This window comes from Sutcliffiella sp. NC1, from assembly GCF_027594365.1.
GTDB lineage: Bacteria > Bacillota > Bacilli > Bacillales > Bacillaceae_I > Sutcliffiella > Sutcliffiella cohnii.
Genome location: NZ_CP115153.1, coordinates 4,566,494 through 4,581,095, shown reverse-complemented (window position 1 = coordinate 4,581,095; position 14,602 = coordinate 4,566,494). Strand labels below are relative to the sequence as shown.

Here is a 14,602-nt window from a genome sequence, read left to right as displayed (position 1 = left end):
ATGAGTTATGATCAAAATTTTAATAATACTTTAGCGATCTGGACCGCATTTGGTGGCAGAGGTGAACTTATTCTTCCTATCCCTACCTTGAACTGGCAAAGAAAATATTATAACGACTTTGGGTACAGTCAATATGGAAGCGAGAGGCAAATAAACGTCCACGATAATGGGAACGTGCAAATCGCGGTGTATTATGCGAAAACACCTTATATGTCTTATTACAATAAAACAACAAGGAAATGGACAGTGGTAGATGTTTCTTGGTGGGCCCATGGGGAGCCTGAAATTCTTTATGCAGGTGGTGGTGTGTTTAAGGGACATGGGGACAGGAAACTCGTCTACACAGAAAATGGAAATTGATAATAACCCGAAAGGGCGATTACTCATGAATTCTCACAAAGAAAACCATGTGAATTAAAAGCGTCTAATAAAAACAAGCAAAGTTTCTATGGGACGGGGGGACAGGAAACTCGTCTACACAGAAATTGGAAATTTAAAAAAGCCCGAAAGGGAGTTTACTCTTGATTTCTCTAAAAGAAAACCATGTGAAATCAAAAGCGTCCAATAGAAACAAGCAATGTTTCTATTGGACGCTTTTATATAATTATGAAGTTTATGCTACTTACGCTTCCAACCTTCTACTTCCTTTATCCCCTGTATCTCTTTGTAAAGGGGGCAAGGAGTCGGTGGTTCTTAAAATAGTATGTTCATTAATGGGACGAGGGGACAGCGTATAATGGCAAATAAGTCAATCACAATTTTTCACTTAAAAAAGGCCGACTTTAAGTAAAACCTCACATTTCCATTTTTTTGAAGGTTCAACTATCACAAAACTTATATAGAACTTCTCTAGGGCGTGAAAGGATCTTGCTTTTTTCATCCTACATTGATACCGCCTAGTGAATATAAACTTAGATTTCACGTATTATTCGTACTTATAGGACAAGATCCATAACGCTGTCCCGCGAGGTCTCTTTGCCTCAGGAAATTAATTCAATGTGATCTAACGTCCTAGAGAAGTTCCATGTTCGAAAATTAACTATCCCGCTATAAATATATTTTCTCTACAAATAATTAACTAGCGCATTTAATGGATGAGACATGTGTTTCAAAGAATTTTTTTACATTCGTTTTACGGATTTTTTTACTAATCTCTTCGAGAAGGACATATTTTTTATCCTCTGTTTGATAGAGAGTACGGTTACGAATCATAGCGAACGCAAGTCTAATCATTCTGTTACCTAAAGCAATATATGCTTGACGCGAATGTTTTCCTCTTTCCCTCAATTTCTGGTACCGTTGGTGCATCTCAGGGTTATTAACAGCTAAGGACCTTCCAACTTGATATACAATATTTCTAAAAGATCGCCTACCTTGTTTGGAAACTCCGTAATAAGATGGTCTGTTATCTCCTGACTGCTTGACGATAGGATTTGTACCAGCCAATTTAATCAGTTGTCCAGACTCATCAAAATCAGAGAGTTCTCCCATTTCCGCCACTAATTCTGCACCTGTTACTAATCCAATTCCTTGTACAGAAAGAACAACTGCGCCATCCATCACTACAAATAAATCTTCTATCTTGCGTTCTAAAATCTTTATTTGATTGTCTACAAAATCAAGCCTATCTAATTTTTGAATAAGCAAGAAAATATCAGCATCTAGCTGTTCCTTAGGAAGGGAGATGGAACCTTCTGCAAATTCTAACAAGAGTTTAATAGATTTATCTCGGAGTTTTAAGTTCTCACGTATTGATAAGTCTCTTAATCCTTCTTCCCCTAACTTTAAGATGTCGGAGGGATGAGGATAGTGCCTCATTAAATATCTAGCTGCTTTACCAAATACATTAGTCAAAGGTTTAGCAAAGCTTTTTTTCCCATTAACCCATACTGTTTTCCCCTGGTACTCTCGAAAGATATGATCCATATGCATTAGGATGAGGTTCTTCGTTTTAGTTCTCTCTGAAATTAGTTCTCTCCTGGCTCTTGTTAACTTTCGGAGTTGAAGTATCTCCCCTGTAGGTAACTCGTTAGAGGTACCCCTACCATGAATGATAGATTGAACAATCGCCATTAAGTCCAGATTATCCGTCTTAGACCAATTCAATAATGCATCTCTTTCTTTGGCAGTAGTAGCTGCATTTATTGTTCGTACATGATACCCCTCAAGGTGACATTTAAAGACTAAATGTTCGTAGTAATGTCCAGTAGTTTCAATGCCGACCACCACTCGCGTATTAGCTCTTACTTTATGTCTTCCAATAAGAGTTTTTAGCTTAGTAAAACCAGACATAGAAGCATCTATATCAAATGGTTTTTCTAATATTTCTCCATAAAACGAAGCAATCATAGCTTTGGGAGTATATTTAGCTGCATCAATCGCTACAATTAAAATATTCTCTACTCCAGTCTCTCTCACAAATTGCGCCCATCGACTTCCAATCTTACCTTGAATATGATTTAATGTTGAATATACCATCGTTTTCATCTCCTTTGGTAGGGAATGTAGTTTGGAAGTTCTGTGATAGGTACTTCTATTTTACAATGAAAACGGTGGTTTTTTATTGTAATTAACTATTTACTATACTAGGTACCTCGTTCACTCTCCAAAAAATAATGCCAGAAAAGATAAAACTGAATGACTGAGTATGAGTACATGAAGCACTAAACAGATGCTAGAGGTTATGTGCTGACTTATTTAGTAACATCATAAAAATAGGTTGAGAGGATATTTCCCTTGTTTTCTAGTTCTTCTTTTAGTTCGGTTGTTAACATGTAGTTCTCTAAATTGGATAAACAATTGATGATACCCTCATAATGGTTTTCGAAAGCAGATCTCCATTTGTTCAACCGATCCTCTAAAACAATTTCTATTGTAATTTCTTTAATCTTTTCCTTTTTATGTTTTACGCCTACTGCATTTTCTATATATAATTTATCCATCAATTCATTGTTCTTTGTGTATTTATTATACTCACCTGTAATTTGTTTTAGTTGTTTTTGAGTTAATGTATATTCTTCTTTTAATTCATGTAAGTATTCTTGTTCATAAGTGGTATCTAATCTGTTTATATAATCTATTTTTTCTTTTTTAGGATTTTTTATGGTGATAATGGAATCTTTATTTACCTTGTCGTTTTCAACAATAATAATTTTTTTGCTTATTAATGCTGCTTCATCCTGTTTTAGATTAGGATGTATTATTCGCCTATACTCCTCTACAATCCCTTCCTCTTTCGATGAATTTATATGGATTGTACGAATACGGTAATCTTTATTTTCCATACCAAACCCCCCCTAGTTCATACGTACTATTTAATGAGGTTGTCATATTCTTAAATAGACTAAAAAAGTGCAGAATCCCCGCAGATTACATTTATTTACCACCCAAACAAGCCAAACGACCCCCTTATAATGATATAAGGGGGTCGTTACATTGAGAAAAGGATTTTTACTATTACTTGTCATTTTTTTGACAGGATGTGTTGCAGAGCCAGAAATTAAAGTAGATGGTGTGAATGATGGGGATATCTACATAAATGATGTCACCATTCATATAGATGATCAACTAGCAGGTGACTTTACGATGTCATTAAACGGACAGGAAATACAGAACGATCATTTAGTCACAGAGAATGGCGATTATGAATTAGTGATAAATGCAAAGAACTACTGGAAAGAAAAGAATGAAACCATTCAGTTTAAGTTGGATGATGTGCCACCATTATTACCTGCTTTTTATCCTGAATTACAAGAAGTGTATTTTCAATTTGTCGATTTTTCTATTGTGGAAGAAGCGGGGGTAACCTATTCTGCTACGATTAATGGGACACCTGTAAGTTTAAATGATAGATTCGAGGAAGAAGGCACTTATACGATAAAGATACAAGCAATGAAATAATATAATTTAACCCAAAAAATTTGTTATTGACATATCAGAAAAAACTTTATGCAACGCTAGTGAGAAAGATAATTATAAGGGAAGAGAATAACTAATTTATTCTCTTCCCTTTATTATTTAAGAAAGAGGTATGATAATGAGAAAAATTACATACATAATGTGGGGGTTATTAATTTTACCATTGTTAACTAGACCACTAATAGGAAAGAAACATTTTTTTCGATTTTTACCATCTGCGACTTTTGTTTCTTTACTTCTAGCGCTAATGAGTGAAATAGCTCAATCAAGGAGATGGTGGAAGGTGAAAATCAATTTAATACCTGATCTAACAACTAATGTTTCCTTTGTGCTGAGCACCTTTTTTGTAGGAACGTTATGGGTATTTAAATATTCATATGGGAATTTTTCGAAGTATTTATGTGCAAATATTATTTTGGATTGGTTATTTTCATATCCTTTCACCTCCTTGTTTCAAAAACTTAATGTCTTTAAATTAATTCGTTTTAAGCAACATCAAATTTTTCTAACATTTATTTCATTTTCACTTATCATATATTGGTTCCAGAAAAAAGTTGAAGAATATGTAGGTAAGTCAAAAGTTGAAGAGATAAAAACCCTGTAGCACAGGGTTTTTATTTATATACAGATGAATAGGTTTTCCAACTTTCTTCTAAGTTTTTAGCGTTATAGCCTATATTCGTTTAAATTCTAGTGGCTAAGTAACCTCGAAGTCCTACCAGACAAACCCCTTTTTCCAATAAAACAATCTCATCCATTTTTCTCAACCTTGCAGCAGTTGTTGCTCCCTCTGCACCAATTATAATTATTTTTTATTCATGTTTATCACTCCATTTCTCGTAACATCATAATTGGTATTTCTATAACACCATTGTGGAAATTTGTGATGTGATTACAACTCGGAACATTTTGCTGGATTTATATGGTTGCTGTATATAAGACATATTTAACCGAAATAGGCGAATTCTAATTATGACTTGTATTACTTCAACATAAGGAGTGACGAAATGCATACTAAGTCAAAAGTTGATGAAATATTACCTGAAGAAGTATCAAAGAAAATAGATGAAGGAAAAGCAAAAAGTATTATCGATGTACGTGAACATGAAGAAGTAGCGCAAGGGAAAATACCAGGTGCTTACCATATTCCTTTAGGAGAGCTTGAAGATCGGCTAAATGAAATAGATTCTGAAAAAGAGCACATTATGGTATGTCGATCAGGAAGTCGGAGTGGGAAGGCTTCAGAGTTTTTACAAGATAAGGGGTATAAAGTGAAAAATATGGTTGGTGGGATGTTAAATTGGGAAGATGAAGTTGAAAAACCGTAACCCAAGAAGGAGGAATCTCTATGGAAGTTACAGTTAATAGGGTGTTAGACGCAAAGGGACTGGCTTGCCCGATGCCAATTGTAAAAACAAAAAAAGAAATGAACACTCTTGAACCGGGTGAAGTGATGGAAATTCAAGCAACTGATAAAGGTTCAACAGCTGATTTAAAAGCTTGGGCTTCTAGTACCGGTCATCAGTATTTAGGAACTGTAGAAGAGGGCGAGACCTTAAAGCATTATCTTCGAAAAGCTCGTTCCGAAGAAGAAAAACCTGAAGCAAAGCATTCGGATGTGGTTCATTTAGATGAATTATTAAATAAATTAGATGGTAATGAAGAAGTAACTGTTTTAGATGTGAGAGAACCGGCTGAATATGCATTCGGTCATGTGCCAGGTGCCATCAATATCCCTCTTGGTGAATTAGAAAATCGGTTTGAAGAACTAAACAATGTAGACAATCTACATGTCATTTGTAGAACGGGTAGTCGCAGTGATTTTGCTGCACAAAAGTTAACCGAAAAAGGCTTTAGCAACGTTAAAAATGTAGTTCCTGGAATGATAGACTGGACAGGCCCTATCGATAAAAATCATTAAACAGGGAGGAATAAAAATGAAAGTAGCTATAATTGCCTCAAACGGTGGGATGTTTGATGCCTATAAAGTATTCAATATTGCAACGGCTGCAGCTGCTACTGATGCTGAAGTGGGAATTTTTTTTACATTTGAAGGCTTAAATCTCATTCATAAAGAAGGTCATAAAAATTTGCCAATGCCTGCAGGAACAGAACATTTTCAAGAAGGATTTAAAAAAGCAAATGTTCCACCAGTTGAAGAACTTGTTGCAATGGCGAGTGAAATGGGTGTGAAAATGATTGCGTGTCAAATGACAATGGATGTTATGAGTCTTGAAAAAGAACACTTTGTAGGAGGGATTGATGTTGGCGGTGCAGTTACTTTTTTAGCGTTTGCTAAAGATGCTGACGTAACGCTAACGTTCTAAAAGGAGTGAAAATTTATGAGTAAAGATGTAACAGTTTATACGACTAACACTTGTCCCTATTGTGTAATGGTAAAAAAATTTTTAAATGAGCAAGGTGTAGCATTTAAAGAAGTAAATGTGCAAGAAAATCCTGCAGCAGGAGATAAATTGGTTGAAACAACAGGTCAGATGGGAGTCCCTCAAATTGAAATTAGTGGTGAGTGGGTTTTAGGATATGATCCTGAAACGATTACTCAACTTTTAGAAAAGTAAAAGGAGGAGAAACATGGGAACAACAACAGCTCTGAAAACAATATCTGTTAAAGATTTAGCCAAGAAAGTAATTAATCATGAAGATCTTTTCATCCTTGATACCCGTAATACAAGCGATTTTGACGATTGGAAAATAGAAGGACGCAATATAGAGGTAATCAACTCTCCTTACGTTGAGTTATTAGAAGGAGTCGATTCCATTTTAGATAAACTACCAAAGAGCAAAGAAATTTATGTTATTTGTGCAAAAGGAGGCGCATCAGAATTTGTCGCCGAACAAATAATGGAACAGGGGTTTACAGATGTTTACTCAGTAGAAGGCGGAATGAAGGCTTGGAGTGAACACCTTGAGCCAATAAAGATTGGTGATTTGAAAGATGGAGGAAGCATCTATCAATTTGTACGGATTGGAAAAGGCTGCCTTTCCTATTTAATTGAGTCTGACGGAAAAGGGGCAATAATTGATACTAACAGAATGTTGTCTCCATACGAAGAGATGATAAAGAAACATAATATTACGTTAATCCATGTATTAGATACTCATTTGCACGCTGACCATATTTCTGGTGGTAGAGAACTTGCTGAAAAACATGATGCCATGTATTATTTACCACCAAAGGACGCTGGTGAAGTCACATTTAACTATTCACAAATTAATGACGGTGATGAATACAAGGTTGGACAGACAACGATAAAAGCCATTTACTCTCCAGGGCATACCATTGGTAGTACATCTTTCGTCGTTGATGATCAATATCTATTAACAGGTGACATTTTATTTATTGATTCTATTGGTCGCCCTGATCTTGCAGGTAAAGCTGAAGACTGGGTAAGAGATTTAAGAAATACACTTTATCAACGTTACAAAGAGCTCGCTGAAAACCTTCTAGTGTTACCTGCCCATTACATGGGAATTAACGAAATGAATGATGATGGAAGTATATCTGAAAAACTTGGCGTGCTATATCAACAAAATCATGGATTAAAAATTAATGATGAAGCTGAATTTAGAAAAACAGTCACAGAAAATCTACCACCTCAGCCGAATTCATTTCAAGAAATTCGTGAGACAAATATGGGTAAAGTCAAACCAGAAGAAGAACAACAAAGGGAAATGGAAATTGGACCAAATCGCTGTGCAGTGAGATAGGAGGAAAAGAGATGGAATCCACAAAAGTATTAGATGCAAAAGGGCTAGCTTGCCCAATGCCAATTGTAAAAACAAAAAAGGAAATGGATGCATTAAGTTCAGGGGAGGTTCTTGAAATTCATGCAACCGATAAAGGGGCAAAAAATGATTTGGCCGCATGGGCACAATCGGGTGGACATGAATTACTAAAAGACGAAGAAGAAAATGGCGTTTATAAATTCTGGTTAAAAAAAGGATAGAGCTTAGGGGAGGTACCTTTAAACGGTAACCCTCCCCCTTTTGAATGGAGGAAAAGGAAAGTGGATATCGCTTTTATCGTTGTTATATTCCTTATCGGTTTTATTGGAGCCTTCATATCTGGAATGGTAGGAATTGGTGGATCGATTATTAAATATCCCATGCTTTTATATATTCCACCACTGTTTGGATTAGCTGCATTTAGTGCACATGAGGTGTCTGGAATCAGCGCAATTCAAGTTTTTTTCGCCACAATAGGTGGAGTATGGGCTTATCGAAAAGGCGGGTATTTGAATAAAACGTTAATACTATACATGGGTGTTGCCATACTAATTGGAAGCTTTATTGGTGGATACGGCTCAAAGCTCATGACCGAAAGTGGAATTAACTTAGTATATGGAATTCTAGCATTAATCGCCGTTGTGATGATGTTCTTGCCTAAAAAAGGAATCGACGAAATCCCTCTTGATCAAGTGAAGTTTAATAAATGGCTCGCAGCCGTTCTTGCACTAATCGTCGGGGCAGGGGCAGGGATTGTTGGTGCAGCTGGTGCATTTATTTTAGTTCCTATCATGCTCGTAGTGCTAAAAATTCCAACTAGAATGACGATAGCGACTTCTTTAGCTATTACGTTTATATCGTCAATTGGTGCAACTGTTGGGAAAATCACAACGGGTCAAGTCAAATATTATACAGCGTTAATCATGGTTGTAGCAAGTCTAATAGCTTCGCCACTTGGTGCTAATTATGGAAAAAAAATAAACACCAAAATCTTACAATGGATTTTGGCATTACTCATATTAGCTACTTCAATTAAAATTTGGTCTGATATTTTATTTTAAGGCACTTTATTACTTTCAACGTATGTCTCAAGTGCAGGATGATATTCCTTTTGAAAATGATTATCTGGACATGATTTTATTACAATTTGAGAGTAATGAGTTCTTTTTATCGCTGACTAACGAAGATTAGGGATTAGGACAGCGAAATTACGAAGGAACAAGATGCTTTAAGAAGGCTTAAATCTTTAAAATAAAAAAACATCCTCATAATAAATTGTTATACACGCTCATGGGTAAATACTTCATGGGCTCATTTTAAAATTAATTTTAGAGTGTTGACAACATACCCCGTATGGTATATTATAAGTCTTGTCACCCACTGAAAGTTTAGGAGGACAGTCAACATGGTGATTGTAATGTTTGGTTTATTAATAGTTGTCGGATACCTGATTACTATAAGGAATTTTCCAATTCTAGGATTAAATTATATAGATAAGAAAGAACTAGATTTAACAACATTGATTAAAGTAGATGTTAGGGACTATAATGAGTCTTATAAAAATCCCGTAAAGGGCTCAATCAATGTTCCAGTGGCATACTTAAAAAGATATTACATGGAAATACCAAGTGAAAATCTAATAGTAGTTGCTTCGAATCGACTTGAAAAGAATGTTGGCATTCGTTTCTTACGTACAAAGGGCTTTAAGGTGGTTGGATATACAATTACTAATGAAGAAAAAACTGTATTAAAGGAAAATCAGTTAAATAAAGAAAGTTATTGCTAAAGGGGGGAAACAGATGGAATACAATGACCAAATGAAAAATAGAGTAAAGCGCATTGAAGGCCAACTTAGAGGAATCTTAAGAATGATGGAAGAAAATAAAGACTGTAAGGATGTTATTACTCAGTTGTCTGCAGCAAGAACTGCAATTGATCGGACAATTGGAGTAGTCGTCAGTTCTAATTTAGTGGAAGGTGTTAGAAACGCTGAAGAAATAGGTGAGAAAAATACAGAAGAACTATTAAAAGAAGCTGTCAATCTGCTTGTAAGAAGTAGATAATAATGCAATGCCACTTTCAGACTTAATTGAAATGGCAAAAGAACAAGATGTAAAGCTCGTTGCTTGTACAATGACAATGGATTTATTAGGACTTCACAAAGAAGAACTTTTAGATAATATCGAGTATGCAGGTGTAGCTGCGTATTTAGCTGATGCAGAAGATGGAAATGTAAACCTATTTATCTAAACACATTAGGGGGATTCTCCCCTACATAAAAAGGAGGGAGTAAGTTTGGAATATCTAAATTATTTAATCATTGGACTCTTTCTGTTATTTATCATTAAACGAATCATCCCGGCTAAAGGTGTTAGACAGATTACAACAACAGATTTAAAGAATGAATTAAAAGATAGGAATAAACAATTTGTTGATGTACGTACTCCTGGGGAGTTTAAGGGAAGAAACATTAAAGGGTTTAAAAATCTCCCACTCCAACAACTTGCTCAAAAAGCGGAGAAGGAACTATCAAAAGACAAAGAAGTAGTTGTTATATGTCAAAGTGGAATGAGAAGTCAAAATGCTACTAAAATATTAAAAAAATTAGGATTTACGAACGTGACAAATGTAAAAGGTGGTATGAGCGCCTGGAGATAAAAAGGAGGAGAGAAAATGAAGCAATTAACAGCTAAAGATGTAGAAACACTGTTAGTAGAAGGTCAACCATTAAACCTAATTGATGTTCGTGAAGTAGATGAAGTTGAAACTGGGAAAATCCCAGGAGTGATCCACATTCCACTAGGCTTATTAGAATTCCGTATGCATGAATTAGATAAGTCACAAGACTATATCATGGTTTGTCGTTCTGGTGCACGTAGTGGTCGCGCCTGTCAATTTCTTGAAAGTCATGGGTTTAAGGTAACCAACATGACAGGTGGAATGCTTGCATGGGAAGGCGAAACAAAATAAGGTGATTTTTTTTAGAATTGAATATACCCACAAGGGTAATAAACAGGAGGTTTTTATAAATGGATTCATTAAAAACAGATCTTTTATTAGATGCAAAGGGTTTAGCTTGCCCAATGCCTATCGTAAAAACAAAAAAGGCAATGAATGAGTTGCAAGCGGGTCAAGTTTTAGAGGTTCAAGCAACAGATAAAGGGTCAAAAGCTGATCTTGAAGCATGGGCAAAAAGCGCTGGTCATCAGTATCTAGGCACAATTGAACAAGGAGAAGTGTTAAAGCATTACCTTAGAAAATCTTCCAATGATGGAACAATTGAAAGAAAACATCCTAACATTACAAGCAATGAAGAGTTGGAGAAAAAACTAGATGTTAACGAGAATATTGTTGTTCTCGACGTGAGAGAAGCAGCGGAGTACGCATTTAATCATATCCCTAACGCTATCTCTATTCCCTTAGGGGAGTTGGAGAATCGTCTTTCTGAGCTTAATACAACTGATGAGATTTATGTGGTGTGTCGAACTGGAAACCGTAGTGATCTCGCAGCTCAAAAATTAGCTGAAAAAGGTTTTGCAAATGTGATTAATGTTGTGCCAGGGATGAGTGCTTGGTCAGGCAAAACCATTAGCGTAAATAAGTAAAGGAGGGAAATAATTCATATGAGCACAGTAACGGTATACACAACCACACGCTGTCCATATTGTGTTATGCTAAAGAACTTTTTGGCAGATCAAAATATACCTTTTAAAGAGGTAAATGTTGAAGTAAATCCAGAAATTATGAACCAACTAGTCGCGAAAACCGGACAAATGGGTGTTCCTCAAACAGAGGTAAATGGTAAGTGGGTAATTGGTTATGATCCAAATAATATAATGCTAGCATTAAGAAACTAGGAGGAATTAGGAATGAGTAAAGTAGCAATCATTGCAAGTAATGGTGGATTATTTGATGCATATAAAGTGTTTAATATCGCAACAGCTGCTGCAGCATCTGATCAAGAAGTTGCCATATTCTTTACATTTGAAGGATTAAACTTAATCCACAAAGAAGCAAATCAACAGCTTCCAATGCCAGAGGGAAAAGAGCACTTTGCTGAAGGGTTTTCCAAAGCGAACGTGCCAGCTATACCTGAGTTAGTGGCAATGGCACAAGAAATGGGTGTCAAATTCATTGGGTGTCAAATGACAATGGATGTGATGGGATTGGAAAAAGAAGCATTTGTGGATGGAATTGAAGTAGGTGGAGCTGTAACCTTTTTAGAATTTGCAAAAGATGCAGAAGTAACTCTTACGTTTTAGTAGGAATTAATTATTTTTTTGAGTTTAAATATACCATAGGGGGTAAATGATATGACTGTAAAGGCTATGACTTCAAAAGAAGTAACAAAAAAAGTATTTAATAAAGAACCATTATTTATTCTAGACGTTCGTAATGAAAGTGACTTTCAAGATTGGAAAATTGAAGGAGAAAACTTCGACTATTTTAATATTCCGTATTTCGAGTTACTGGATGGAGTGGAAGGAATCTTAGATAAGATCCCGGCTAATCAAGAAGTTTTAGTAGTTTGTGCAAAAGAAGGATCTTCATTAATGGTGGCAGAGATGTTATCAGAACAAGGCATAACGGCTTCTTACCTGCAAGGTGGGATGAAAGCGTGGAGTGAGCACTTAGAGCCTGTGAAGGTTGGAGATTTAAACGATGGAGGCGAAGTGTATCAGTTCGTTCGTATCGGTAAGGGCTGCTTATCTTACATGGTTGTCTCAAATAGCGAAGCTGCAATTATCGATGCAACTCGTATGACTGATGTTTATCTTGATTTTGCAAAAGAAATCGGAGCTACGATCACTCATGTATTTGATACTCATCTTCATGCTGACCACATTTCTGGTGGAAGAGTCATTGCTGAGAGAACAGGTGCAACGTACTGGTTACCTCCAAAAGATGCGACAGAAGTAACATTTGACTACGAGGCTCTAGAAGGTGGAAATGTAGTGACAATCGGAAATACGGCGATTGATATTCATGCGCTATATTCACCAGGACACACAATCGGTTCTACATCGTTTGTTGTGGATTCTCAGTTCTTATTATCAGGTGATATCTTATTCATCGATTCAATTGGAAGACCAGATTTAGCTGGAATGGCAGAAGATTGGGTAGCAGATTTAAGAGAAAGTTTGTACACACGTTACAGAGAGCTATCAGAAGATTTAGTTGTTCTACCAGCACACTTTATGATCATTGATGAATTGAATGAAGACGGTAGTGTATCAGAAAAATTAGGAACACTATTTGCAAAAAATCACGGTCTAAACATTGAGGACGAAAATGAATTCAGAAAACTAGTAACAGAAAACCTACCACCACAACCAAATGCTTATCAAGAAATTCGTGAAACTAACATGGGGAAAATTAACCCAGATGATGAAAAACAACGTGAAATGGAAATTGGACCAAACCGTTGTGCGGTTCGATAAAAATTAATTCTTAGGAGGAATAATGACATGGAAGCAACAAAAGTATTAGATGCAAAAGGGTTAGCATGTCCAATGCCAATTGTAAAAACAAAAAAAGCAATCAATGAATTAGCATCAGGTGAAATTCTAGAAATTCATGCAACTGATAAAGGTGCTAAAAACGACCTAACTGCTTGGGCAAAGTCTGGTGGTCATGAATTAATTAAACATGAAGAAGAAAATGATGTATTTAAATTTTGGATTAAAAAGGGTTAAAAATAAGGGGAGCCTATTAAGGTTCCCTTTTTTCAAAAGGAGATAACAGAATGGATTTTGCATTTATTATTACCATTTTTTAATAGGATTTATAGGTTCATATATATCTGGAATGCTAGGAATTGGCGGGTCTATTATTAAGTACCCTATGTTATTATATATTCCACCATTATTTGGATTAGCTGCATTTACTGCACATGAAGTTTCGGGTATAAGTGCAATTCAAGTATTCTTTGCAACCATTGGTGGAGTCTGGGCTTACCGAAAAGGTGGATATTTAAATAAAACGTTAATTATGTATATGGGTGCTAGTATTTTAGTAGGTAGTTTTGTTGGAGGATTCGGGTCAAAGTTAATGTCTGAAGGAGGCATTAATTTAATTTATGGGATACTCGCTTTAATTGCAGCAGTGATGATGTTTATTCCGAAGAAAGGGATAGACGATATCCCATTAGATCAGGTGAAATTTAATAAATGGCTTGCAGCAATATTAGCACTTATTGTAGGTGTGGGTGCTGGGATCGTCGGGGCAGCAGGAGCCTTTTTATTAGTGCCAATCATGTTAGTTGTATTAAAGATTCCAACAAGAATGACAATTGCTTCTTCACTGGCGATTACGTTTATTTCATCAATTGGAGCGACAGTAGGTAAAATTACGATCGGACAAATAGACTATTTCCCAGCTTTTATAATGATCGTTGCAAGTTTAATCGCTTCCCCATTGGGAGCAATGGCTGGAAAAAAAGTAAATACAAAAGTGTTACAAGTCATTTTAGCGTTATTAATTGGAGCTACTGCCGTTAAGATTTGGTTAGATATTTTGTAAAAACAGGGAAAAATAAAGTGTATTCATAGTAAGTTCTGAAAGAAGGGATTAAAATGATGAACAAGAAATTTGTTTATTTTGTATCGTTAAGCTCAAATGTTCCCTATGTGTTGAAGAAATCAATCGAAATGGTTGAACAAAAAAATGAAGTCGCCATATTTTTTGATCTTGATGGAGCCCGTGTTTTAGATAAACGTTATTTTAAAAAAATGACGAGAACTCATGGAGGGGATCTCTCCTTACTTTTCAACTTGGCTTTAAATGCGGGAATCAAACTGTATGGTTGTCAAATGAATGTGTTAATTGCAGATGGTTTGGAACTAATAGATGGGGCAGAGTTAGCGGGCGTTGTTACCTTTTTAGAAGCAGCCTACCAAGCTGATGCTGTTTTAAGTTATTAAGAGGGGGACTAAAC

The 14,602-nt window shown here is 35.8% G+C and carries 22 protein-coding genes and 2 pseudogenes; 22 read left to right on the top strand and 2 right to left on the bottom strand.

What is annotated here, in order from left to right:
* Positions 1–360: a hypothetical protein gene (locus O1A01_RS23565; RefSeq protein ID WP_270065157.1), complete on the top strand. Its 360-nt coding sequence runs from the start codon at positions 1–3 to the stop codon at positions 358–360.
* Positions 361–1,074: 714 nt separating this feature from the next.
* Here O1A01_RS23565 and O1A01_RS23560 read toward each other — a convergent pair.
* Positions 1,075–2,478 carry an IS110 family RNA-guided transposase gene (locus tag O1A01_RS23560; RefSeq protein ID WP_094366217.1) on the bottom strand — a complete coding sequence of 468 codons (1,404 nt, stop codon included), beginning with the start codon at positions 2,476–2,478 and terminating at the stop codon, positions 1,075–1,077.
* Positions 2,479–2,693: 215 nt separating this feature from the next.
* Positions 2,694–3,284 carry a hypothetical protein gene (locus tag O1A01_RS23555; RefSeq protein WP_270065156.1) on the bottom strand — a complete coding sequence of 197 codons (591 nt, stop codon included), beginning with the start codon at positions 3,282–3,284 and terminating at the stop codon, positions 2,694–2,696.
* A gap of 151 nt (positions 3,285–3,435) precedes the next feature.
* Here O1A01_RS23555 and O1A01_RS23550 point away from each other — a divergent pair, with 151 nt between their 5' ends.
* The 21 genes and pseudogenes from O1A01_RS23550 to O1A01_RS23450 all read left to right on the top strand — a co-directional run bounded on the left by O1A01_RS23550 (position 3,436) and on the right by O1A01_RS23450 (position 14,588).
* Positions 3,436–3,900, top strand: coding sequence for a hypothetical protein (locus O1A01_RS23550; RefSeq protein ID WP_066419914.1), 465 nt, complete (start codon positions 3,436–3,438; stop codon positions 3,898–3,900).
* Between the two features lie 136 nt (positions 3,901–4,036).
* Positions 4,037–4,522 (top strand): hypothetical protein, encoded by a 486-nt coding sequence (locus O1A01_RS23545; RefSeq protein WP_066419913.1) that lies wholly within the window; start codon positions 4,037–4,039, stop codon positions 4,520–4,522.
* A gap of 403 nt (positions 4,523–4,925) precedes the next feature.
* Positions 4,926–5,246 carry a rhodanese-like domain-containing protein gene (locus O1A01_RS23540; RefSeq protein ID WP_066419911.1) on the top strand — a complete coding sequence of 107 codons (321 nt, stop codon included), beginning with the start codon at positions 4,926–4,928 and terminating at the stop codon, positions 5,244–5,246.
* Between the two features lie 20 nt (positions 5,247–5,266).
* Complete coding sequence (locus O1A01_RS23535; RefSeq protein WP_066419910.1) at positions 5,267–5,839, top strand: sulfurtransferase TusA family protein; 573 nt, start codon at positions 5,267–5,269, stop codon at positions 5,837–5,839.
* Positions 5,840–5,855: 16 nt separating this feature from the next.
* Positions 5,856–6,245, top strand: a complete 390-nt coding sequence (locus O1A01_RS23530; RefSeq protein WP_066419909.1) for a DsrE/DsrF/DrsH-like family protein — start codon at positions 5,856–5,858, stop codon at positions 6,243–6,245.
* Between the two features lie 15 nt (positions 6,246–6,260).
* Positions 6,261–6,497, top strand: coding sequence for a glutaredoxin family protein (locus tag O1A01_RS23525; RefSeq protein ID WP_066419908.1), 237 nt, complete (start codon positions 6,261–6,263; stop codon positions 6,495–6,497).
* A 13-nt stretch (positions 6,498–6,510) separates the two neighbouring features.
* A complete protein-coding gene (locus O1A01_RS23520; RefSeq protein ID WP_066419907.1) occupies positions 6,511–7,647 on the top strand; it encodes an MBL fold metallo-hydrolase in 1,137 nt (378 codons plus the stop codon).
* Between the two features lie 11 nt (positions 7,648–7,658).
* Positions 7,659–7,886 (top strand): sulfurtransferase TusA family protein, encoded by a 228-nt coding sequence (locus O1A01_RS23515; protein ID WP_066419906.1) that lies wholly within the window; start codon positions 7,659–7,661, stop codon positions 7,884–7,886.
* 60 nt (positions 7,887–7,946) lie between these two features.
* A complete protein-coding gene (locus O1A01_RS23510) occupies positions 7,947–8,726 on the top strand; it encodes a sulfite exporter TauE/SafE family protein (RefSeq protein ID WP_066419905.1) in 780 nt (259 codons plus the stop codon).
* 344 nt (positions 8,727–9,070) lie between these two features.
* On the top strand, positions 9,071–9,451 hold the full coding sequence (locus tag O1A01_RS23505) for a rhodanese-like domain-containing protein (RefSeq protein WP_066419900.1): 381 nt from the start codon (positions 9,071–9,073) through the stop codon (positions 9,449–9,451).
* Between the two features lie 13 nt (positions 9,452–9,464).
* Positions 9,465–9,728, top strand: a complete 264-nt coding sequence (locus tag O1A01_RS23500; protein ID WP_066419899.1) for a metal-sensitive transcriptional regulator — start codon at positions 9,465–9,467, stop codon at positions 9,726–9,728.
* Positions 9,727–9,915: pseudogene (locus tag O1A01_RS23495) on the top strand (DsrE/DsrF/DrsH-like family protein); the annotation flags it as partial. The gene O1A01_RS23500 and the pseudogene O1A01_RS23495, both read left to right, overlap by 2 nt.
* Before the next feature lie 45 nt (positions 9,916–9,960).
* Complete coding sequence (locus O1A01_RS23490) at positions 9,961–10,323, top strand: rhodanese-like domain-containing protein (RefSeq protein WP_066419897.1); 363 nt, start codon at positions 9,961–9,963, stop codon at positions 10,321–10,323.
* A gap of 15 nt (positions 10,324–10,338) precedes the next feature.
* Entirely contained in the window at positions 10,339–10,635 is a 297-nt protein-coding gene (locus O1A01_RS23485) for a rhodanese-like domain-containing protein (RefSeq protein ID WP_066419896.1), read from the top strand.
* 59 nt (positions 10,636–10,694) lie between these two features.
* A complete protein-coding gene (locus O1A01_RS23480; protein WP_066419895.1) occupies positions 10,695–11,270 on the top strand; it encodes a sulfurtransferase TusA family protein in 576 nt (191 codons plus the stop codon).
* Between the two features lie 18 nt (positions 11,271–11,288).
* The gene (locus O1A01_RS23475) at positions 11,289–11,522 is read left to right on the top strand and encodes a glutaredoxin family protein (protein WP_066419892.1); all 234 of its coding nucleotides are present in this window, start codon (positions 11,289–11,291) and stop codon (positions 11,520–11,522) included.
* 12 nt (positions 11,523–11,534) lie between these two features.
* Complete coding sequence (locus tag O1A01_RS23470; RefSeq protein ID WP_066419891.1) at positions 11,535–11,927, top strand: DsrE/DsrF/DrsH-like family protein; 393 nt, start codon at positions 11,535–11,537, stop codon at positions 11,925–11,927.
* A 51-nt stretch (positions 11,928–11,978) separates the two neighbouring features.
* On the top strand, positions 11,979–13,106 hold the full coding sequence (locus O1A01_RS23465) for an MBL fold metallo-hydrolase (protein WP_066419890.1): 1,128 nt from the start codon (positions 11,979–11,981) through the stop codon (positions 13,104–13,106).
* Between the two features lie 27 nt (positions 13,107–13,133).
* Positions 13,134–13,361 carry a sulfurtransferase TusA family protein gene (locus O1A01_RS23460; protein WP_016204393.1) on the top strand — a complete coding sequence of 76 codons (228 nt, stop codon included), beginning with the start codon at positions 13,134–13,136 and terminating at the stop codon, positions 13,359–13,361.
* 50 nt (positions 13,362–13,411) lie between these two features.
* Positions 13,412–14,187 (top strand): annotated as a pseudogene (locus tag O1A01_RS23455) (sulfite exporter TauE/SafE family protein).
* A gap of 53 nt (positions 14,188–14,240) precedes the next feature.
* Complete coding sequence (locus O1A01_RS23450) at positions 14,241–14,588, top strand: DsrE/DsrF/DrsH-like family protein (RefSeq protein ID WP_066419888.1); 348 nt, start codon at positions 14,241–14,243, stop codon at positions 14,586–14,588.
* Positions 14,589–14,602: the final 14 nt, after the last annotated feature.